This window comes from Acinetobacter calcoaceticus (genome assembly GCF_900520355.1).
GTDB lineage: Bacteria > Pseudomonadota > Gammaproteobacteria > Pseudomonadales > Moraxellaceae > Acinetobacter > Acinetobacter calcoaceticus_C.
On sequence record NZ_LS999521.1, the window covers coordinates 366,331 to 388,241 of the forward strand.

General features: G+C 38.9%; 22 protein-coding genes and 1 pseudogene. 14 read left to right on the top strand and 9 right to left on the bottom strand.

All coding sequences use genetic code 11. The features are described 5' to 3' along the window. Nucleotide 1: 1 nt before the first annotated feature. The 7 genes from AC2117_RS01710 (at nucleotide 2) to rplS (ending at nucleotide 7,126) form a co-directional block, all read left to right on the top strand. On the top strand, nucleotides 2-3,856 hold the full coding sequence (locus AC2117_RS01710) for a PilC/PilY family type IV pilus protein (protein WP_197730967.1): 3,855 nt from the start codon (nucleotides 2-4) through the stop codon (nucleotides 3,854-3,856). Nucleotides 3,857-3,866: 10 nt separating this feature from the next. Further along, on the top strand, nucleotides 3,867-4,349 hold the full coding sequence (locus AC2117_RS01715; protein ID WP_133971525.1) for a type IV pilin protein: 483 nt from the start codon (nucleotides 3,867-3,869) through the stop codon (nucleotides 4,347-4,349). After that, nucleotides 4,346-4,771, top strand: a complete 426-nt coding sequence (locus tag AC2117_RS01720; protein WP_133971527.1) for a type IV pilin protein — start codon at nucleotides 4,346-4,348, stop codon at nucleotides 4,769-4,771. The genes AC2117_RS01715 and AC2117_RS01720 overlap by 4 nt, the downstream gene beginning before the upstream one ends. Nucleotides 4,772-4,918: 147 nt before the next feature. Continuing rightward, a complete protein-coding gene (gene rpsP, locus AC2117_RS01725) occupies nucleotides 4,919-5,170 on the top strand; it encodes a 30S ribosomal protein S16 (protein ID WP_000260334.1) in 252 nt (83 codons plus the stop codon). Nucleotides 5,171-5,191: 21 nt separating this feature from the next. Continuing rightward, nucleotides 5,192-5,740: a ribosome maturation factor RimM gene (gene rimM, locus AC2117_RS01730; RefSeq protein WP_003653772.1), complete on the top strand. Its 549-nt coding sequence runs from the start codon at nucleotides 5,192-5,194 to the stop codon at nucleotides 5,738-5,740. A 42-nt stretch (nucleotides 5,741-5,782) separates the two neighbouring features. Next, entirely contained in the window at nucleotides 5,783-6,538 is a 756-nt protein-coding gene (gene trmD, locus AC2117_RS01735) for a tRNA (guanosine(37)-N1)-methyltransferase TrmD (RefSeq protein WP_133971529.1), read from the top strand. Between the two features lie 219 nt (nucleotides 6,539-6,757). After that, entirely contained in the window at nucleotides 6,758-7,126 is a 369-nt protein-coding gene (rplS, locus tag AC2117_RS01740; protein ID WP_003653770.1) for a 50S ribosomal protein L19, read from the top strand. Between the two features lie 53 nt (nucleotides 7,127-7,179). On the opposite strand, the gene AC2117_RS01745 is transcribed toward rplS, so the two are convergent. Further along, nucleotides 7,180-8,121 (bottom strand): lipase family alpha/beta hydrolase, encoded by a 942-nt coding sequence (locus AC2117_RS01745; protein WP_133976131.1) that lies wholly within the window; start codon nucleotides 8,119-8,121, stop codon nucleotides 7,180-7,182. A gap of 115 nt (nucleotides 8,122-8,236) precedes the next feature. Further along, the gene (locus tag AC2117_RS01750) at nucleotides 8,237-9,268 is read right to left on the bottom strand and encodes a lipase secretion chaperone (protein WP_133971531.1); all 1,032 of its coding nucleotides are present in this window, start codon (nucleotides 9,266-9,268) and stop codon (nucleotides 8,237-8,239) included. Between the two features lie 153 nt (nucleotides 9,269-9,421). Here AC2117_RS01750 and truB point away from each other — a divergent pair, with 153 nt between their 5' ends. The 3 genes from truB (at nucleotide 9,422) to AC2117_RS01765 (ending at nucleotide 11,779) form a co-directional block, all read left to right on the top strand. Then, complete coding sequence (gene truB / locus AC2117_RS01755) at nucleotides 9,422-10,327, top strand: tRNA pseudouridine(55) synthase TruB (protein WP_133971533.1); 906 nt, start codon at nucleotides 9,422-9,424, stop codon at nucleotides 10,325-10,327. Nucleotides 10,328-10,346: 19 nt separating this feature from the next. Beyond that, nucleotides 10,347-11,123, top strand: coding sequence for a sulfite exporter TauE/SafE family protein (locus AC2117_RS01760; protein ID WP_004639670.1), 777 nt, complete (start codon nucleotides 10,347-10,349; stop codon nucleotides 11,121-11,123). A gap of 212 nt (nucleotides 11,124-11,335) precedes the next feature. Next, nucleotides 11,336-11,779 (top strand): hemerythrin domain-containing protein, encoded by a 444-nt coding sequence (locus AC2117_RS01765; RefSeq protein ID WP_001019905.1) that lies wholly within the window; start codon nucleotides 11,336-11,338, stop codon nucleotides 11,777-11,779. A gap of 7 nt (nucleotides 11,780-11,786) precedes the next feature. Here AC2117_RS01765 and AC2117_RS01770 read toward each other — a convergent pair whose 3' ends face one another. From AC2117_RS01770 to serA, 3 genes are all read right to left on the bottom strand, one after another. Beyond that, nucleotides 11,787-12,650 carry an EamA family transporter gene (locus AC2117_RS01770; protein WP_133971535.1) on the bottom strand — a complete coding sequence of 288 codons (864 nt, stop codon included), beginning with the start codon at nucleotides 12,648-12,650 and terminating at the stop codon, nucleotides 11,787-11,789. Nucleotides 12,651-12,742: 92 nt separating this feature from the next. After that, nucleotides 12,743-13,627 carry an EamA family transporter gene (locus AC2117_RS01775; protein WP_133971537.1) on the bottom strand — a complete coding sequence of 295 codons (885 nt, stop codon included), beginning with the start codon at nucleotides 13,625-13,627 and terminating at the stop codon, nucleotides 12,743-12,745. 98 nt (nucleotides 13,628-13,725) lie between these two features. Further along, nucleotides 13,726-14,958, bottom strand: coding sequence for a phosphoglycerate dehydrogenase (serA, locus tag AC2117_RS01780; RefSeq protein WP_042895382.1), 1,233 nt, complete (start codon nucleotides 14,956-14,958; stop codon nucleotides 13,726-13,728). A 382-nt stretch (nucleotides 14,959-15,340) separates the two neighbouring features. On the opposite strand from serA, the gene AC2117_RS01785 reads away from it, so the two are divergent. After that, nucleotides 15,341-16,750, top strand: coding sequence for an FAD-binding oxidoreductase (locus AC2117_RS01785; RefSeq protein WP_133971539.1), 1,410 nt, complete (start codon nucleotides 15,341-15,343; stop codon nucleotides 16,748-16,750). Nucleotides 16,751-16,813: 63 nt separating this feature from the next. On the opposite strand, the gene AC2117_RS01790 is transcribed toward AC2117_RS01785, so the two are convergent. After that, nucleotides 16,814-17,602 carry a xanthine permease gene (locus AC2117_RS01790; RefSeq protein WP_133971541.1) on the bottom strand — a complete coding sequence of 263 codons (789 nt, stop codon included), beginning with the start codon at nucleotides 17,600-17,602 and terminating at the stop codon, nucleotides 16,814-16,816. A 188-nt stretch (nucleotides 17,603-17,790) separates the two neighbouring features. On the opposite strand from AC2117_RS01790, the gene AC2117_RS01795 reads away from it, so the two are divergent. Continuing rightward, nucleotides 17,791-18,159 carry a hypothetical protein gene (locus AC2117_RS01795; RefSeq protein ID WP_042895372.1) on the top strand — a complete coding sequence of 123 codons (369 nt, stop codon included), beginning with the start codon at nucleotides 17,791-17,793 and terminating at the stop codon, nucleotides 18,157-18,159. A gap of 45 nt (nucleotides 18,160-18,204) precedes the next feature. On the opposite strand, the gene AC2117_RS01800 is transcribed toward AC2117_RS01795, so the two are convergent. Both AC2117_RS01800 and AC2117_RS01805 read right to left on the bottom strand, forming a co-directional pair. Next, complete coding sequence (locus AC2117_RS01800) at nucleotides 18,205-18,519, bottom strand: putative quinol monooxygenase (protein WP_133976133.1); 315 nt, start codon at nucleotides 18,517-18,519, stop codon at nucleotides 18,205-18,207. 13 nt (nucleotides 18,520-18,532) lie between these two features. Beyond that, nucleotides 18,533-19,119, bottom strand: a pseudogene (locus AC2117_RS01805) (NAD(P)H-dependent oxidoreductase). 240 nt (nucleotides 19,120-19,359) lie between these two features. Between AC2117_RS01805 and AC2117_RS01810 the strand changes: the two are divergent. Both AC2117_RS01810 and AC2117_RS01815 read left to right on the top strand, forming a co-directional pair. Then, nucleotides 19,360-19,725: a hypothetical protein gene (locus AC2117_RS01810; protein WP_133971543.1), complete on the top strand. Its 366-nt coding sequence runs from the start codon at nucleotides 19,360-19,362 to the stop codon at nucleotides 19,723-19,725. A gap of 363 nt (nucleotides 19,726-20,088) precedes the next feature. Further along, a complete protein-coding gene (locus tag AC2117_RS01815; protein ID WP_133971545.1) occupies nucleotides 20,089-21,318 on the top strand; it encodes an MFS transporter in 1,230 nt (409 codons plus the stop codon). Nucleotides 21,319-21,357: 39 nt separating this feature from the next. On the opposite strand, the gene AC2117_RS01820 is transcribed toward AC2117_RS01815, so the two are convergent. Further along, a complete protein-coding gene (locus AC2117_RS01820) occupies nucleotides 21,358-21,894 on the bottom strand; it encodes a hypothetical protein (RefSeq protein WP_005043988.1) in 537 nt (178 codons plus the stop codon). Between the last annotated feature and the right edge of the window lie 17 nt (nucleotides 21,895-21,911).

A 21,911-nucleotide genomic window follows, 5' to 3' on the forward strand; every position in this document is an offset into this window, starting at 1 on the left:
CGTGAAACTAAAATTGAAGAATTTTAAGCCAAATAATTTATGGTATGCCATCTGTTCGAGTTCAGTTGCTTTTACATGGATGATGGCAAGTTCCGTGGTGCAGGCGAGTGATTTACAAATTTATGCATCACCTACAGCAGGTAAAAAAACGATTGTAATGATGTTAGATACCTCAGGGAGTATGACATCTAATAGTTATAACGAAAATCGCTTGGCCATGCTTAAAAATGGTATGAATGCTTTTTTAGCCAGCAATAATCCTGTTTTAAATGATACTCGTGTGGGTTTGGGGAATTTCTCTGCAAATGGAGATAGCCGAAGTGGACAAATTTTGGTGGCTGCTGCTCCCTTAGGTGATGCCAGTACTTTAAACACGGTGGGTTCACAGCGTTATAAACTAAAACAGGCTGTTGCAAATTTAACTGCTGGTGGATCAACGCCTTCAGCACATGCTTATGCTGAAGCTGCTGCTTATTTGATGGGCACAACGACCTATTCAGAGGTGAATTACGCTATTAGAAAAGATAGTTATATAAAGCGTGTTCGGAAATTTGATAATAGAACAGAATACTCATATTGTACGAATTATCGCGATTCACAGATTGATACGGCAAATTTATGGCAGCCTTGTCGTTCTAGTAGTTATTGGAGTAACTGGTCAACATCTAATCCGGGTGTAAATACGGCAATTTCTTATGATACTTCGTCTGATTTAACCTATTCTTATACTTATTACTACACCACTTTTAACTATGCGATAGCAAACGCAGATAGCGGAACTCCAAAATCAAAAATAAATGATACATCAAACAACCCAAATATCGTTATAGATCGAAATGCTTCTAATTTAAATGCCATTTATCAATCTCCTTTGCCAGCGGTGGCTAATCGTCAAAGTTGTGATGGACAGGGTATTTACTTTCTATCAGATGGTGAGCCAAACAATACAACAAATACTCGTTCTGCAAGTGTGATGTCGACTGCTTTGGGAAGTACGTTGGGAGCAGATTTTAATTGCTCTGGAGGGCTTTCTAATACCTCATCAGATTCTGGCTGGGCTTGTATGGGGGAGTTTGCGAAACGACTATTTGATAAAACAAAAAACCCTGCTGGAGTTTCTATTCAAACAGCATTTGTTGGTTTTGGTAGTGATTTTTCTAGTTTAAGTTCGGATGATGTTAAAAATGCATGTCGTTTAAGCTCAAGAACCCAATCTGACCGAAAAGGGGATGACTCGTGTTCTCCAAATCAATCTACTAATGCAGTAGCTACTCCCGGTTATGGGAATGGGGGGTTTTTCCCTACACAAAGTGCGCAAGGGGTAACAAACAGCGTTATCTCTTTTATTAATAATTTAGATAAAGTCCCTTTAGAACCTTTAACAACAGGCGCTATCTCGGTTCCTTATGATGCTTTAAATCCAAAAAATTTACAGGAATATGGTTACTTACGTGCTTTCGAGCCTAATCCTGCAAATACGTACTTAACTTGGCGAGGAAATCTAAAGAAATATCATGTTGTTTTATCTGGTACTAATGCTGGTGCTTTTGAGGCCAACACGGGTGGGCTAGTCTATAATGCAAGTGGGGCATTTAGAAATGGTACGAAAGACTACTGGAATAACTCTAATTATAACGATGGAGGTAAAGTTTTTTTAGGGGGTTCATATTCGAACGTGCCTTTACCCATAGCTGGACAAGCTGAAACACATGATGTAGAAGGAAATATCACTAAATATTACTATGCAGTACAAAGTAAAATTCGAAACTTATTTACCGATGTTTCTGCAGTTGCAACAGATGGTAGCTTGACCAAGATATCAACCTCTGGAACTAATTTACTAAGAATTCCAGCAACTCCTGCGGAGGGAACCAACCCTTTTGATAGCGCAAATAACACAGCAAACTATGTATTAGGAAAATTTAATGCATCAACTGGACAAGATATTTTAAAAGCTTTCCCGATTAGCTTGAAATTAAAAATATTAAATTATCTAGGTTACTCAACTGATATAGGTGCTGCGTCTTTACCTTCGTCTTTGGTTGCATCGAATGAACCGTATTTATCGATGGGCGGAAGTATTCATTCTTTACCGGTACAGCTTACCTACAGTGGAACATTAGATGGAAATGGGAATTTAACATCTGCACGTGAACAATCCATTCTCTATGGAACGATGGAGGGTGGTTTACATATTGTGGATGCTTCAACTGGTGTGGAACAAATGGCTTTCGTTCCTGCCGATATATTAAATGATCCAGTCGCATCAAAGGCTTTAGTTGTTGGTCAAAGTGATGCTACAGCACCTGCTCACGGTATGGATGGAGCTTGGGTATCGGATCCAGCATATAGTATTACTACCACAGGAAGTGGTAGTGCTGCAGTTTCAAAAGTGACTGCAAAGCAAATGAATATTTATGGTGGTATGCGAATGGGTGGCAGCAGTTATTATGGCTTAAATGTCTTAAATCCTGCTTCACCTAAGCTCCTCTTTAGAGTAGGGGTAGATCAAACGGATTATAATCGTATGGGGCAGAGTTGGTCTAAGCCTGTACTTGCAAATATACGTTATAACGGGGTTATTAAACGGGTCATGATTGTTGGTGGTGGCTACGACCAATGTTATGAAAACCCAAATATTACCTTGAGTAACTCTTGCTTTACGAATGCAAAAGCAAAAGGAAATGCTGTCTATATTATTGATGCCAAAACTGGGGAACGTTTATGGTGGACTAGTGATACTGGCTCTAATATAGATAACTCTAATATGAAGCATAGTATTGTTAGCCGTATTAGTACCTTAGATCGAGACGCTGATGGTTTGGTAGACCATTTATATTTCGGCGATTTAGGGGGGCAAGTTTTCCGTATCGATCTTAATAATAACCAGACAAAAACAAATTCAACTTATAGCAGTTTCGGTATTCGAGTTGTTCGATTAGCCAATTTAGCAACGAATGACTCAACTTATGATAGCTCGAACGATTATATAGGTGGGAATGCGCCGCGTTTTTATGAACCGCCAACAGTGACAATTCATGATTATGGAATCCGCACTTTTATTACTGTAGGTATTGCTTCAGGTGACCGTAGTACTCCATTGGATGTTTATCCGCTTACAGGGCGTGAAGGTATGTCACCTAGCACAGCATTAAGCGGACGCCCTGTAAATAACGTCTATGGAATTATCGACAAAGACTTTATTAAAAAGAATTTAATGTCTTTAACTGATAGCCAACTTGAAACAAAAGATATTACTCGATCGGCTCTTAGAAAAAATCCACAAATTTTACGATCTGGAGAAACACGAGTAGCACAAATTTTCTTTCCAAATACAGGGACGGGCCAAGGTGGATGGTATCGCTCACTTTCTAGTACGAGCGGTGGTATAGAGAAAGCCAATAATAGTTTCCGTATTAAAGGCGGATTAAAAGCTTTTGAAGAGCCAATGGCAATTACGGGGACTTTAATTGTGCCTGTTTATGACCCGCAGGGAACAGGCATTGTGGCGGCAGACCCATGTTTGCCACGTGTGGTAGGTGAAACGGATCAGCAGACTTATTGTTTACCATTTGGAGCCTGTCTTAATTCTGATGGATCAATTGATCCGAATAAAGAAGATACTAGTGGGTTTGAAACACAAACAGGTGGTAATTGCCCAGTAGGAGTTTCTGAATGTAATAAAAAAGTAATTGGAGCAGGTATCCGTAGCATTACATTTGTACCAACTGAGGATAACCCACCAGCTACAAATAGTTGTGGGAAGTTAAAACTTTCTGGTAATGAGCAAGGAACTGGGCAGTGGCAATGTACAAGTCATTTGGTTCCTATGCGTTGGTATGAGCGCTATCGCTAAGGGATTATTTATGAATAAATACTATATCCAGCGGTTTAATCAGGGTGTTACCTTGATTGAACTCATGGTTGTCATAGTGATTGTTGCTATTTTCGCTTCGATTGCCATCCCTTCATATCAAGGCTATACCCGTAGAGCGACTGCTTCTGCTGCCAAAAGTGAAATTTTAAAATTAGCTGAACAATTGGAAAGACATAAATCCAAGAACTTTACCTATAGAGGTTTTACTACCACATCTGTAACGTTGCCTCGTGGCAGTTATACGATTCAGATTAGTGATGATACAACGACAGGAAATTTATTGACGAATAATGCTGCCAATGGACAGACATGGGTAATTAGAGCGACGTCTACAGATTCAAGAAATTTTAATTTTATTGCTAAGAATTCAGGTTTACGTTGCCAAAGTTTAACAGCTACGGCTGTTGATAATGACTGTGGTGGAACAGCTACTTGCAATGTATGTGAAGCAAACAGTGAGACTTGGCAATGAAGAATGGTTTTACCTTAATAGAGCTTATGATTGTAGTGGCGATAATTGCAATTTTAGCAGCCATAGCTACACCTTCATATTTACAATATTTACGTAAAGGACATCGCGCAGCTGTTCAATCTGAAATGATGAATATTGCCCAAACCTTAGAATCACAAAAAATGGTCAATAATCGTTACCCATCCAATGCAACTATAGCGTCGATTTATGGCTCTAATGTGAGCCCTCAGCAAGGTCAGGCCTTATATAATTTGACTTTTGCTAGCTTGGATGATTCAAGCTGGGTACTCACAGCTACACCTATTTCTACTACTTCTCAGGCCAGTGATGGGATCATTTGCCTGAATGATCAAGGGCAAAAATTTTGGGCAAAAGGTGCAACTGATTGTGCGTTATCTGCTGTATCAAATTGGTTGGAGTAGTTTTAAATTCAAAACTGCGGATAACTCAAAATTTAATCTTTCTTTCAGGGCAAAAATCACGTAGAATGTTGCCCTCTATGAAAGGGGTTTGAAGTGTTGCCGATGGTCGGCGCAGGGATAATCCGTAAGAATTATAAGGCTTTTATCATGGTTGTTATTCGTTTAGCACGTGGCGGCGCAAAAAAACGTCCATTCTATCAAATCGTTGTGACTGATAGCCGCAATGCACGTGATGGTCGTTTCATCGAGCGTATCGGTTTCTTTAACCCGACTGCACAAGGTCAAGCAGAAAAACTTCGTTTAGATGCAGACCGTTTTGCTCACTGGGTTTCTCAAGGTGCTCAACCTTCTGAACGTGTTGCTTCTTTAGCTGCTCAAGCTAAAAAAGCTACTGCATAATTTTTTTGTAGTAGGTAACCCATGACATCAACACAGAATGTTCCCGAAGATCGTATTCAGATTGGACAGTTACGTTCAGCTTATGGATTGAATGGGTGGCTCTGGGTGTATTCAAATACAGAACCCATGAGCAATATGTTTGACTACCTGCCTTGGTACATTGAGACCAAGGCCGGTTGGCAAACAATAGATGTAAAACGTTGGAAACCACATGGCAAAGGTCTAGTTGTTGCTTTGAAAGGTGTGAGTGATCGCACTGGAGCAGAAAACTTGGTTGGCGCTAATATCTGGGTTGCTAAGTCTCAACTGCCAAAAGCAGATGTAGATGAGTACTACTGGTCAGATTTAAAAGGCTTAACAGTGTTGGGTCTGGATGATGAAGAACAGGAAGTAAACTTAGGTAAAATTCATGAGTTGTTTGAAACTGGAGCCAATGATGTAATGGTGGTACATGCTACCCCAGACAGTATTGATTCAGAAGAACGCATGATTCCTTGGCATAAAGATGTAGTACAACGTGTTGATCTTGAAGCTGGTCGTATTTACGTCAATTGGGGCGTAGATTATTAATCCTTTTAGGATTAATACAGCAGGAAAATAGAGGAGTCTGTGATGTTTTTTGCAGTCATTACGCTTTTTCCTGAAATGTTTGAAGCGATTACAGCCTACGGCATCAGCGGACGTGCGGCAAAACGGGATATAGTACAAGTTACTTGTATTAATCCTCGTGATTTTGCTGAGGGAAACTACAGAAGAGTGGATGAACGTCCATTTGGTGGTGGCCCTGGGATGGTAATGATGGCTGAGCCTTTGGCGAAAGCAATTGCACATGCCAAACAGCTTGCCTCACAAGCAGGACATGTTCATGTTCCTGTAGTGTATATGTCTCCACAAGGCAAAACCTTAAATGAACAGGCGGTACAGCAGTTTGTTGATTACGACGGCTTAATTGTACTGTGTGGACGTTATGAGGGAGTGGATGAACGTTTGATCCAGCAATATGTTGATCAGGAATGGTCAATTGGTGATTATGTTTTATCCGGTGGTGAACTGCCCGCTATGGTGTTACTTGACAGTATTATTCGCCGTTTGCCGAATGTAATGTCAGATGAACAGTCAGCAGTACAAGATTCTTTTGTTGATGGTCTTTTAGATTGTCCACAATATACAAAGCCAGACCATTTTGAGGGGCTGGATGTACCAGAAGTTTTAAAATCTGGACATCATGGCAATATCGAAAAATGGCGCTTTTTGCAGCGCTATCAACGAACTTTAGAACGTCGACCAGAGTTGGCTGAAAAAGTAGAGTTGAATAAGCAGCAGAAAAAATGGCTAAAAGATACGCAAGGGAGTGGTGGTAATTCTTAACCGCTATTCTCAGGAACGAAAGTTCTGCAACAAGACGAGAAGCAATGCTTCGAGTTAAAGCATGATTCTATTTAATAGATAGTTTTATGTATATTTTAAGGCTCTTTATAGACATATTGTCATAAAGGGAAAGATAAACGGGTTGATATGCGTTTTAGCCTCTATCCCCAGCGGAACCTCAGACCTCTTCTGACTCCGCACATATTGGAGATTCCCACAATGAGTGGTAAACATCCTTTAGTTCAAATTATTGAAAATGCACAGTTAAAAACTGATATTCCTGCTTTTGCTCCTGGTGACACTGTTATTGTCCAAGTTAAAGTAAAAGAAGGTGAGCGTGAGCGTCTTCAGGCATTTGAAGGTGTTGTAATCGCGAAGAAAAACCGTGGTTTAAACTCTGCATTTACAGTTCGTAAAATTTCTAGCGGTGTTGGTGTTGAGCGTGTATTCCAAACTCACTCTCCAATCGTTGCTAAAATCGAAGTGAAACGTCGTGGTGACGTTCGTCGTGCTAAACTTTACTACCTCCGTGACTTGTCTGGTAAAGCTGCACGTATTCGTGAAAAATTACCAGCTCGTAAAGCGTAAGCTTATACCGAGTAAAAAAATGCGCCTTTTGGCGCATTTTTTTTGTTTAAAAATTATAGTCCTTGAAGTTTTAATCGGTTTGCATGTTGACGGTAAACCGAGACAGGATCTGAGGCAAAAATAGAGCGTATCCCAAGCACTTGGTTCACTTCATCTAAATGATTCCAGTTGTAGTCATCACGAATTGTTTTACCAAATTTGGCGCTGCATCGTGAAACAAGCCCATCATTATCACCAAACGGATCTACCACTAAGCTACTGCCTGTAAGGGCAATATCAAATGGGTCTAATGGATTAGTCAGAGCTTTATTTCCTGAGAAAGAATACATATAAATACCTTTCTCTTGATATGTTCCCTCACCACAAGAAGTAGTTGGCATACCCATAGGAAATTGAGCATTAAACTGAGCTGAACCTTGAGTTGATAAGCTATGAGCACCTGCTAAAGAGTCGTGCGGATAGCTTGTCGGATCTAGACCTCCTGCCCAAGTAATTGCTGCTGAAAACCAGTTTACTAAAGTTGCCACACCTGAAAGAGGAGTACCCTCAACATTCAGGATGACATCTGCCATTGGTGATCCCTTGTGGGGTGCGCCAATCGTAGTGAGTGATGCCACCTTTTCTGGCATGATACCAGCCACATAGCGAATTGTTGGCCCCCCGTGGCTATGACCGATTAAATTGACTTTGGGCTTACCGGTAATAGCAATAATTTCTTCTACTTGCTGTGCAAGTTGTTCTCCACGCACTTCTGTTGAGTTAAATGGTGAGACTCTTGTTGCCCAGACATTTCCTCCATTACGGGCAAGATCAGGAAGAATTTGGTACCAATAATCGAGACCAAGCGTATCTGTTCCAACTCGGCTAAAGCCTGCCATACCGTGGTTAAAAACCATTGGATATTTTGTTTGTGCGTAAGATGAATATACGAACGAGCTTTTAACTTGTTCAGCATTTGTTGCATGGGCCGCTGAAATACTCAGTCCTGAGAGCATTGCAGCGCAGAAAAACATTAACTTCCTTTTCATTTTTTACTCACTATTTTTATTTTGTATGAAAAGCAGCTTCTTACTGCTAGTGAATGTTAGCCAGTTCCCAAAAAGGAAAGGCTTAGTAATTAAATGGCAGTTCACCTCCCTGATCATGGACCGTTTCAAAAGTTCGAAGTCTTAGTTGTTCTTGTGATGAATTGAATTGTTGTTGGCGTAACTGCTGAATTGCTTGGTTTTTGGCGCTATCACTCATGTTACTTTTAATAATTTCATCTCGACCATCGAGGTAACTGGTGACCCTTTGTTGCCAAGCATTCCGTTGTGTATCTAAAGTTTCTAATCTTTGAGTTGCCTCGGCTCCAACAAGTGCTGTACGCATCTGCCGAAGCTCTTCTGCCGAACCCTTACGAGCTTTAATTTGTTTAGTCAGCGTATGTAAATCATCAAGTTTGGAGAGTTCTTGTAGGTTGTGTTGCCAGTCTTCTGGAAGTTCTTCAAAACGCTCTTTAAGCTTTCGTGCTTTTTCAATTTCGCTTAAAGAAGAGTCCTCAAGTATCTGCATTCGATCTAGCGTATAGTTCTGATAGATATCTTCGCTCGAAAAAAGCCCTTCAATTTCAGAAGCAGAAAAAAAGCGTTTTCTTATATCTTGGATCGAGTTAAAAATCTTTTGAAAATAATTTTTATCTTGTTGTTTTACTGAAGGTGCTTGGATTTGAGCAAGCTGTTCACGATATTTTAAATAACGCGTCCATAAATCCATAATCTGTGAGCGAGCTGGCTCTAGATATTGTCCTTGAATAAATTTCCCAAAGTGAATTTTGATTTGTTCTAAATCATTTTCCCCATATTGGGTAATAAAATATTCAAAGCAGTCGCGGGTTTGACTATTCACGATCAAATGTTGAGAACTATCAATTTTTAACTGGCAGTTAACTTCGGTGTCTTGCTGACTTTTACTATGGTACGTATCTTCGTTTAGCGATGAATGATCTGTCTGAGGAGATGATGCTAAGTTTTGAGCTTTACTTTCACTCATCTGACCTGATGTGTTTTTTGAGTCAGGACTTAACCAATATACACATGCAATGAGGCTCAAAATAAAAAATCCGAGCACACACCACAATACCTTCTTCTGCATCCCTTGCATAAAGATATCTTCCTTAAATTTTAATTTGTTGTTTTTTTACTCGATAATTAATGTGCCATAAAATAAGTGAAAAGGCACCTAAATATTGTGAAAATATCTTGCCGAATTTGCTAACATGTCGGCACTTTTTTCTAGCTTTGTGTTCCAGTAAAAATGACGACAAAAAATCAAAAAATTTCTCGTCGCCATATTAGTGGTGTATTTCTATTAAATAAACCATTAGGGCTCAGTTCAAATGCGGCTTTGCAAAAAGTGCGTTGGTTATATCGCGCCCAAAAAGCAGGTCATACAGGAGCTTTAGATCCTTTGGCGACAGGGTTGCTTCCTATTTGTTTAGGAGAGGCCACTAAGTTCTCACATTATTTGCTGGACTCAACAAAGCGCTATCAAACCACCGTTCGATTGGGGCAAACCACAACGACAGGGGATGTGGAAGGAGAGATTCTACAAGAACGCTCTGTCCCTGTTCTGAGCCAAGAGCTTATTGAACAAGCCTTAGAAAAATTTAGAGGTGATATTCAACAAATTCCGCCAATGTACTCAGCTTTGAAAAAAGAAGGCAGGCCGTTATATGAGCTTGCCCGAAAAGGTATCGAGATTGAGCGTGAAGCACGTCCAATCACAATTTATGCCTTAGAGTTAATTGAATTTACCGAAAATAGTATCACTCTAGATGTAACTTGTTCTAAGGGAACATATATTCGTGTATTAGGTGAAGACATTGGTGAGGCACTGGGCTGTGGTGGGCATTTAACGATGCTAAACCGGACTCAAACAGGACATTTTGAACTTATTCCGAGTTATACCATTGAATATCTAGAATGCTTAACCGAAGAGCAAAGAGAAGCATTGTTACTTCCTGTTTATGCTCCAGTTGAACATTTCTTAAAAATTCAGGTGCCTGAAGGGCGTGAAAAATATTTTTGCAACGGTTTAGAAAGCAATATTGAGCATTCTGCAGAAGCAGAAGTTTTGGTTTTTTCGGGTGACCGCTGTTTAGGTTTAGCTGAGATTACCGATAAAAAACGGTTGGTACCTAAACGTATCTTAAATTTGTAGTAGCTGTAGAGTATAGAGCATGGGCATGGAATGGGATGTTATCCTGAGTTTGATCTTTTTTGCGTTTACTGCGGGAGCGATTGATGCTGCTGTTGGGGGCGGCGGACTTATCCAGATTCCAGGCCTTATGAGTACTTTCCCGACCATGCAGACTGCAACGGTGATTGGTACTAATAAGCTTTCTTCAATTTTTGGTACAGCATCGGCTGCTTATACTTTTGCGAAAAGAGTGAAGTTGCAATGGAAACTTTTAGCAGTCATTGCTATTTGTGCTTTGATTAGCTCTTTTGCTGGTGCTGCTTGTTTATCCTTAATTCCTCAATCTGTATTGCGTCCTTTCATATTTGTGATGTTGATTGTGATAGCAGTTTATACCTTGGTTAAAAAGAACTTTGGACAGGTTCATACAGAACAAAAAATTACTAATAAAATGCTAATTTTGGCAGGGATTGGTAGTTTGGCGATTGGTTTTTACGACGGTATTTTTGGCCCGGGAACGGGAAGTTTCTTTATCTTCTTCTTTATCCGCTTTTTACAAGTCGACTTCTTGCATGCTTCTGCCTTATCCAAAATTGGTAATTTTATGACCAATTTGGCTGCATTAAGTTTCTTCATTCCGACAGGTCACGCTATTTTGCACATTGGCTTAATGATGGCAGTCGCGAATGTATTGGGTTCTATTGTTGGGGTGCGTACCGCGCTTAAATACGGTAGTGGTTTTGTCCGTATTATCTTTTTAATTTTAGTCAGTATCCTGATTTGCCGTTTGGGCTACCAAATGTTTGTAACAGGCTAAATATTTCGGAAAGTATGAACTGATCAGAAGGCGAAGTTCATACTTTTTGCGATGCCATTCAAAATCATAAATATAAAAATAATTACAGAAGCTTACTAGAAAGAAAACAGTGTAAAAAATAGTCTCATTTTAAGCTACTTAAATAATATAAATTTCAACGTATGATAAACCTTGAAATAAAAAAGATTTTTTAGCTAAAAATGAGGAAGAGAATGAATATTTTCGAAGCATTAAGAGAAAGCCATGAAAATCAACGTAACCTTTCTGAACAACTCATTCAGACACATGGTTTAACAGAAGAAAGAAAAGAATTATTTGATGCATTAAAAAATGAACTCTATGCCCATTCTGTTGCCGAAGACCGTTATTTATATATTCCTTTAATGTTTGATGATGTCGGTTTAGATATTACGAGACATGCTTTATCTGAGCATCATGAAATGGATGAATTGGTTGAACAACTTGAAAAAACGGATATGAGTAGCCCAAGCTGGTTAGCAACTGCCAAACAGTTGAGTGAAAAAGTTCATCATCATTTAAAAGAAGAAGAGCATAAATTTTTCCAACAGGCGGGAAAAATTCTTAAAGACAGTGAAAAAGAAACGCTTGGTAATAAATATTTAAAGGAATATAAAAAGTATAAAAAGCAGCAATAGTATTTAACTATGCTACTTTTTTAGTACTTCTTAAAGTAACTCCAATCGACGCTAGCATTACACAAGCTAAAGCCACCCATTGCAGCATGCTGATTTCTTCGTGAAGTAATAAGAAGCCCGTTAATGCTGCTAATGCTGGTGCTAAACTCGTTAGAGTACCGTAAGTTAATTTATTGAGTTGTTTGAGTGCCATTAAATCAAGAGCGTATGGAATAGCAGTCGCTAAAATAGCAATAAGTAACGCTTTACCCCAGTACTGCGTTTCAAGTAATGCAGGAGCATTATGCCAAATGCCAATGGGTAGTAAGGTCAGGGCAGATAATCCAATTCCGATGGTTAAAGCATGCATGCCTATATTTTGGGTCACAACTTTCTGACCAAAATAAATATAGAAGGCCCAGCAAAATCCAGCACCTAGCGCACATGCAGCGCCTACATAGGAAAAGTGGTGTTGTGTTGGGTCTTGCCAAGGTACCATCAGTGCAATACCTAACATCGCAAATGCGACCCAAATGTAGTCACTCTTTTGTTTAATAGAAAGTAGAGCAAGACCTAATGGGCCAATAAACTCTAAGCCCACTGCAATCCCTTGAGGTAACTTTCCAAGCGACGTATAAAATAAAATATTCATGAGACCTAAAGATGCGCAATACATCAATAAATCACGCCATTTTAAATAGGGTAAGCGCGACCAGATTTTCCACGAACGGAACATGATAGCGACAATAACCGTTGCAAAGCTCAGCCTTAAAACTGTAACGGTGAGAGGGTCTAATATTGCAATGAGCTGCTTAGCAAATGAAGCACTAATTTGATATGAGACCATCGACAGAATCATATAGAGCACAGCAATAATGGGAAGATTCTGCATGGAAAATACCCGAGGGCCTCATCTAATATTATTTAAAATAACAATGTTCAATTATAGCGAATGCCATGTTCCAACTTGCAGTTTTAGTCGATTTAACTGACTGTTTTTTCACGTTCCTGACGTGCTTTTTGGGTGGTTATAGTGCAACCGACGGAAGCTGCAATAATTGTTGCGAGTGCTAGCCATTGATTCCATAATAAATATTCACCTAAAAAGATAAAACCAGAAAGTGCAGCAACTGCGGGTTCCAAGCTCATCAATGTTCCGAAACTTAAAGGTGTTAAATTACGTAGGGCTAGCATTTCTAAAGAGAATGGTAATGCGCTGGCTAAAATTGCTAAGCCAATAAAATAAAAAAGATAGGGGAGCTCTATCACTTGGCTTATTGACCCTGAAAAAAAAGTAATCGGTAGCAATACACATGCGCCTACAGTCATTCCTAAACACACAGTGTGATTACCTGATATACCTGAAGGCTTTTGACCCGCAATAATATAAAGTGCCCAACACGCGCCCGCACTGACTGCAAATAATACCCCGATCCAATCCAGACTATGAGCCTGATTAAAAGGGAAAAGTAAAACGAGGCCAACAATCGCTAAACTGACCCAGACAAAATCATATTTTTGGCGTGCATGATATAAGGCTACACTTAAGGGACCAATAAATTCAAAAGCAACCGCAATACCAATCGGTAATCGTTCAATCGACAGGTAAAAAAGTGCGTTCATTCCTGCAAGCGCAAAGCCATAAGCTAAAATAGCTTTCCAGCGGACCTGACTATAATTAATTCGCCAAATTTTAAAAATAAAGGCAAGAATAATTGCACCTAAGCATAAGCGCATTGCAGAAACAGTAAGTACAGGAAAGTTCTGGAACAGAATTTTGGCTAAAGATGCGCTGCTTTGTACGCTCAGCATAGCGAGAATAAGAAAGCCCAGTGCATGTAGCTGAGATTTCTGGTTCGAACTGGACATTTTATTATTTGATCGATTGGTATACGTTTCACATGATAATGTAAATGTCCATAAAAAAGCCACAGACAATGCTGTGGCTTTTAAATTTACAATTAGTATTAGAACAATACACGCACGCGAATTGTACCTTCAACTTCATGCAACATATCTAAAGCTTCATGAGAAGCAGAAGCGTCAACGTCCATTACGAGGTAACCGATGTCACCTTTAGTCATGAGTGATTGACCAGAAATGTTGATGCCTTGCTCAGCAAACAAGTTGTTGATTTTAGACAATACGCCCGGTACGTTTTTGTGGATGTGCAATAAACGGTGTTGGCCAGCAGTCAATGGTAACGCGATTTCTGGGAAGTTCACCGCAGAAAGCGTCATACCCTTGTCAGAGTAAGCAACAAATTTCTCTGCAACTTCTAAACCGATGTTTGCTTGCGCTTCCATGGTTGAACCGCCAACGTGAGGAGTCAAAATCACATTGTCTAAGCCGCGAAGTGGAGAAACAAATTCTTCACCATTTGCTTTTGGTTCTTTAGGAAATACGTCAACCGCTGCACCAGCAATATGACCAGACTTGATTGCATCTGCTAAATCTTCAATTACTACACATGTACCACGTGCAGCATTTAGGAAGATTGCGCCTTCTTTCATTTTTGCAAATTGTGCTTTAGTGAAGAAGTTGCGTGTAGATGGAACATCAGGCACATGTAATGTAACAACATCAGCAGTCGCTAAGAGTTCGTCTAACGAACCAACTTGGCGAGCATTACCCATTGGTAATTTAGTCACTGCATCGTAATAAATCACATGCATACCTAAGCTTTCAGCAAGAACAGAAAGCTGAGAACCGATGGAACCGTAACCCACAATACCTAAAGTTTTGCCACGAGTTTCAAAAGAACCCACAGCAGATTTGTCCCAACCACCACGATGACAAGCCGCTGACTTTTCAGGAACACGGCGAAGAAGAAGAATCGTTTGAGCAAGTACAAGTTCTGCAACCGAACGCGTATTTGAATACGGTGCGTTAAATACAGGAATACCACGTGCCATTGCTGCTTTAAGATCAACTTGGTTTGTTCCGATACAGAAACAGCCCACTGCGATCAATTTATTTGCAGCTTCGAAAATTTCTTCAGTCAATTGGGTACGCGAACGAATACCAATAAAGTGAGCATCTTTAACCGCTTCTTTTAGCGCTTCGCCTTCAAGTGCAGTTTTGCGATAGTCAATATTGGTGTAACCCGCAGCGTTTAGAGTATCGACTGCGTTTTGGTGAACGCCTTCTAACAAAAGGAAACGGATTTTATCTTTAGGTAGTGAAAGATGTTGGCTCATTACGGCTCCGCTACAAAGGCCAAATTTGGTGGCGCTATCATAACATAATGGTCGGTACTATAGATATTTCGTTTGCGCCGTGATCTTATGGCAATTTTATCTATATCTAATCACTTCTATTTATGGCTTGTTGACAGTCTAAAAATGTACTTGTCATTTTAACTTAAAAAATATTGATACTTTGAAGGTTCATAAAAAGTCATTTATGAACGTTAAACATGTTTTGTAGTGACAGTATCTCTATTCTGAACTTTATCGCTTGTGCTGTTGCATGTAGAATATAGTTGTTCCCAGAACATTATGGCTCTTATTCGGGTTTAAACCGTAAGAAATAGGGCGCCATAGTCCCACCACAGTTTACTTCTTGCTAGGTCTGCAAACGATGAATGCTCCAGTCGCTTTAACACCTGAGTTACTTACCCAATTAACAGCAATCGTCGGTGAAAACCGCATTAAAACCGATGCTGATAGTCTCGAAAACTGGGGTAAAGATCATACTAAGCATTTTAATCCGAACCCATCGGTCATCGTTTTTCCATCGACTACTGAGCAAGTTCAAGCTGTTGTGAAGCTTGCAAACCAATTTAATATCGCAATTACGCCTTCAGGCGGTCGTACTGGTCTCTCTGCTGGTGCTGTTGCAGCCAATGGTGAAATTGTCATTAGCATGGACAAAATGAACCAGATTCTTGAGTTCTTCCCGGCCGACCGTATGGTTCGAGTACAAGCTGGTGTTGTGACTGAACAATTGCAAAATTATGCTGAAGAGCAGGGTATGTATTATCCAGTTGACTTCGCGTCAGCGGGTTCTAGCCAGATTGGCGGTAATATTGGAACCAATGCTGGTGGTATCAAAGTCATTAAATACGGCATGACACGTAACTGGGTGCTTGGTTTAACCGTTGTCACTGGTAAAGGTGACATCCTACGTTTAAACAAAGGTATGGTTAAAAATGCAACGGGTTATGCATTACAGCATTTGTTTATTGGTGGCGAAGGTACATTAGGTTTAGTGACTGAAGCTGAAATTAAACTTGAGCGTCAACCGCAAAACTTACAAGTTTTAGTTTTAGGTGTTCCTGATTTTGATGCAGTAATGCCTGTATTACATGCTTTCCAAAAAGATATCGACTTAACTGCATTTGAGTTCTTTGGTGAACTTGCGATGCAAAAAGTTTTAAATAATGGTCATGTACAACGCCCATTTGAAACTGAATGTCCGTTCTATGTATTGCTTGAGTTTGAAGCGCCATATGAGCCGATTATCGATAAAGCAATGGAAATTTTCGAGCATTGCATGGAGCAGGGTTGGGTACTTGATGGCGTAATGAGTCAGAGCCTAGACCAAGTAGAAAGCTTGTGGCGTTTACGCGAAGATATTTCAGAATCAATTGCGCCGTTCACTCCATATAAAAACGATATTTCAGTATTAATTACTCACGTACCTGCATTTATTCGTGAGATTGATGCAATTGTTCAAGAGAATTATCCAGACTTTGAAATTTGCTGGTTCGGTCATATTGGTGACGGTAACTTACACTTAAATATTTTAAAACCTGAAAATCTGACTAAAGATGAGTTCTTTGCGAAGTGTCAGATCGTCAATAAATATGTGTTTGATACCGTGAAAAAATATGATGGTTCAATCTCTGCTGAGCATGGCGTAGGCATGACGAAAAAACCATATTTGGAATATTCACGTTCGCCTGAAGAAATTGAATATATGAAAGCGTTGAAGTTGACGTTTGACCCGAACGGGATTATGAACCCGGGTAAATTATTTGATCTTTAATGCTTGATGAGATAAAAGAATTTCTATTAAAAGCGTATCGAAAGATGCGCTTTTTTTAATCTATCATTTTTTATAAGCTTTCCAACCCGTCAAAATATGATAAATCAGCGGTAAAAGACAAAGAGCAAAGAAGCTACAAAGTCCAATGGCCCATACAGGCAAATTACGCGGATTACCTAAAAAGAAATAGGCAAAAATAGAATAAGACAACATTGCAAACATCGCCGTTGTGCCTAACGGAAGCGTTACTCTAAAAATTAAAATGCTAGCAAATGTTTTGTAGGGTTCCATGTTCCGATTGAGGCTATAGGCAATAATCATGAGCAATGCATAACCTAAAATAAACAGCATAAATAACGCGGCTGTAAACAGTAGAATAGTGCGCCAACTCTTTTCTTGCGCGGTGTGATCACCATTTTCATAAACAACAGTAATATGTTCTCCAACTACCGGCATATCACCAGAGCGGACCGAATTATCTAAAGTTAGTGTTTTGTTTTGATTGTCTTTAAATTGAACCTGAGCAGTGTGCATGAGGGTTTTAGTTTTATATTTACGCCCATTGGAATCGGTACGTTCAGTATCGACCCATTCAGAGGTATAGTTCACTACAGTTGCATCGTAACTTGGCTTGGTTGCTAAACCATATACTGCTTGTGAAACCCAATACGTAAAAGGGAAAAATAAAGCGCTAATACTAAAAACAACTGCGAATAAATATGCGAATTCAAATTTACTACTTTTACGATTTTTAGCTAAACGCTTGACCCAAAACTTGGTAAGCACAAATGACCAAACCATTAAGATTGCAACGACTATCAAGAAAACTTGCCCTGCATAAGTCAGTTGCATGGATGATCCTATTTGTTAGAGGGAATAGAAATTAATTTTATCAAATCATGATCATTAAGGTCGGTTGAATAGGATAAATTATTTGATCTTTAAGTGATTAGTCATCTTTAGAACTACATAGTTTCTACAGAGTAACCGATCAAGGCATAGCATCATAAAGCTATGGCTTTTGTTTTTTGGTGATAAAAATGCAACGTTTATTTTTAATTTCAGCTCTCTGTGCTGGACTTTTCACTGGGTGTGCGACAACCAGTAAATTAATACCTTTTGTGGGTTCAGAAACCCCAATGCAACAAGTACTTAAAGCTCAACCTGAGATTGCAAAAGAGCACAATAATACTTCAGTTCAGCAAGTGTTTAACCGTGTGGAATCACCCACTGTTTCTCGTATTACTGTCATTCAAACAGGTTTAATGGACGATTCTGTTTCTGCAATCCGAACAGAGTATGCATTTAAATTGGTTGATGAAAAGTGGCAATTGCAAAATAAGCAAAAAAGCTATCAATGCGCTAGAGGCAAAGGCTCTAGAGGTTTCCAGACACAGCTTTGTTCTTAAAAATAAAAAAGACGATAAATATATCGTCTTTTTTTATGGGCTAAATTATACGCCACTTTCTAAAATTTTAATTTTCACATCATCTACATCATCTTTAACTGCTGCATGATGTGCTTGCATATGAGGTGTAGCCAAATGTGCTTCAAGATGGGCAACGCTTGCCCATTTTTCTAACATCACAATTGTATCAGGCTCTTTAGTTTGGAAACTTGCATTTGATATATGATCAATCAAAGGCTCGTAGCCATGGCAACCATCTTCTGCTAAAACAGTTGGAATGATTTTTTGAAATGCATCCAATACATTTTGGCGATGTTGTCCACCCGATTTTGTATGAATTTCCGCAATAATAGTAAGCATGGATTTTTCCTTATTAGGCTGCTGCAAATACAAATTTAAGTGGGTTTTATATTCTTCAATATAACTATTAACGTCAGGCATTTTAATCACGTCATTGACAATAAAAGTAGGAAGTGTGCTCATTCCTAAAAACTGATTCGCTTTATGAAAGGGTAAATAAACACCATCAACACCCACGCCATGAAAAAATTGGTCTGCATCATCAAATGCTTCCATCGGGGCATTCCAAGTCAATGAAAGCATATATTTTTTGTCATGAATTAAACCACCTGAACCATATTTTTTTGATGTATCAGAACGGCTACGACCATCGTTTGCATAGAGTGAGCCATGACCAACGGTAAATACATCATCAATATATTTTTTTACAGTCCAAGGAGCGCCCATCCACCAGCCCGGCATTTGATAGATCACGACATCAGCCCATAAGAACTTTTCGACTTCACTTTCTGCATCATAATTGCTATCTGCACGAGTGACTTGAACTTCATGTCCGAGTTCGATGAGGTGTGAGGTTGCTAGTGTGGTTAATGTGTCATTTAATTCGCCATTTGAATGTGCAAATTGCTTGGCACCATTAATCACTAAAATCTTACTCATGGGAGTTACTCTAATTAAATTCTTCAATACGCAGCGTACTTTACGGAATTTACTCTTATAGAAAAATGCATGAATTGGAAAAATATTGTTGATTAAAAATCAATAATTAAATATAAATTTTAGTTGTTAAATAAACTTAATTGAATAATATCAAGAGATTTAATCTTACTTACAAAGTGCTACGGAAAAAACTGTTTGTGAGCTTTAGCATTAAGTTTGAGTAGAGCGAAGAGATTACCTATGAGAAAAATCAGTTTATTGGTTATTTTTAGTCTAACCATGCTAACAGCTTGTGCTCCAGCCAAGAATTCTTCTGCTCAACTTGCTGATAGCCCGATACAAGCTGTATTACTCGACCAACCCGATCTTCTAAATGATGCAAGTAATTTGGATATTTCACAGCAAATGAATGCTGCCGATGATCCCTCGAATGCACAAGTTATCATCTTACAAACAGAACCTAGTCCAGATGCGGTGTCGAAAACACGGACTGAATATTTATTAAAAAGAGATCAGCAAGTCTGGAAAATTGTGAATAAAAAGCAAAGTTATCAATGTACGAAAGGACAGGAAACCCCAGATTTTCAAGTTAATCCTTGTCCTTAATGATTAATTTTTATTATAGATGTGGATAACTTTAAGGTTATTCACAATAAAAAAGTATGGCTGTCGGTAAAAGAATAACGTTTAAACTTCTTATAATTGTCTGATTGCTGAGCAATTCAAAAAATGCTATTGTTGCGCTCGGTAATTATGCCAACTGGTAAAAATTATCAAATCTCACGCCATATAATTTTTCTATTCTTAGACACCCTGTGAATACGGTGTTTCACATTCTAAACATGCACTCTCACGGCATATAAAAAACTTATTTAAAGATTGATTGACCGTACTGTCATCATCATGACTACATCCTATTTTATATGTAGTTGTAGAGACATATGGCCGCTATTTTGAAGTGTACAACTCATGAAAAATATTCAAACGACAACGTTGAACCGTACAACGTTGATGTTTCCTTTGGCCTTAGTGCTATTTGAATTTGCGGTTTATATTGGTAATGACCTGATTCAGCCAGCGATGTTGGCAATTACTGAAGATTTTGGTGTAAGTGCAACTTGGGCGCCGTCTTCCATGTCATTTTATTTATTAGGTGGCGCCACGGTTGCATGGTTACTTGGGCCTTTGTCAGATCGTCTCGGGCGTAAAAAAGTCTTGTTGGCAGGAGTTTTATTCTTTGCTTTATGCTGCTTTTTAATTTTACTAACGCGACAAATAGAACAATTTCTGGCATTAAGGTTTTTGCAAGGAATAGGCTTAACCGTAATCTCAGCCGTTGGTTATGCTGCCATTCAAGAAAACTTTGCTGAACGTGATGCAATTAAAGTCATGGCACTCATGGCAAATATTTCATTGCTTGCACCTTTGTTGGGCCCCGTACTCGGCGCTTTCTTAATTGATTATGTGTCTTGGCATTGGGGCTTTGTCGCTATCGCTGTATTGGCATTACTCAGTTGGATCGGTTTGAAAAAACAAATGCCAAATCAGCAGGTCAGTGTTACCAAGCAACCTTTTAGTTATCTTTTTGATGATTTTAAAAAAGTGTTTAGTAACAGCCGCTTTTTAGGTTTAAGCCTTGCTTTACCTTTGGTTGGTATGCCTTTAATGCTGTGGATTGCTTTATCTCCAATTATATTGGTAGATGAATTGAAGCTAACGAGTGTGCAATATGGTTTAGCTCAATTCCCGGTATTTCTAGGCTTAATTGTCGGGAATATTGTCTTAATTAAAATTATTGACCGTTTAGCTTTGGGCAAAACCATCCTGATTGGTTTGCCTATTATGCTGATTGGTACTCTGATTTTGATCTTAGGCGTGATATGGCAAACCTATTTAATTCCTTGTTTGCTTACGGGCATGACACTCATCTGTTTTGGTGAGGGAATTAGCTTTTCAGTTTTATATCGCTTTGCTCTGATGTCATCTGAAGTATCAAAAGGAACCGTTGCGGCAGCCGTTTCGATGCTACTTATGATGAGCTTCTTTGCCATGATTGAGCTAGTACGTTATCTCTATACGCAATTTCATTTATTAGCTTTTGCTTTATCTGCATTTACATTTATTGCGCTCTGGTTTACCCAGCCACGTAATGCTTTAAAACAGGAAATGCAAGAAAGAAAGCTGCAAGGGAATGATTAATTTAAAAATACCGGAATTTATATTCCGGTATTTTTTTAACTATTCTTTTAACATTTTTTCCATTTCTTCACGGTCTGTTTCATAGGTACAACCTAATAATGTCATCGGACTTTTTCCGGTCATTTCTGATAAGTTGAGATTATGATAAACAGTAAAAGAATCTGCTGTTGCAGGCTCTGTCTTGACGGTGCGAACACCTCTAAAAAAAGGTAATGTTTTAAAGTCCGGATGTTGAGGTATATCAAATTTTTTCGAAAGTTGATTAACATTTGCATTTCGGAAAACGGCTACTATGCCTTGACCAGCCAAAGCAATTTCATGAGTTTTAATACCAAATAATTGAATGGGCTGAGCTGCTTTATATAAATAGATGAAAGGCTGTTCTGGATCATCAACTTTTTTAAAACCAAGCGCTGATAAATTTTCATCATATTCAGAAGCAAAATTGGTATAAGTTTCTTGATCTGATTGACATTCTATAATCTTTTTTAAATCATTTATTTCAAATGCATATGATGTGCTACTCAGCAATAAAAAAGTGGCACAAAGAAATTTATATATCTTTGGAAAGTACATTTTTATCCTCAATAAAG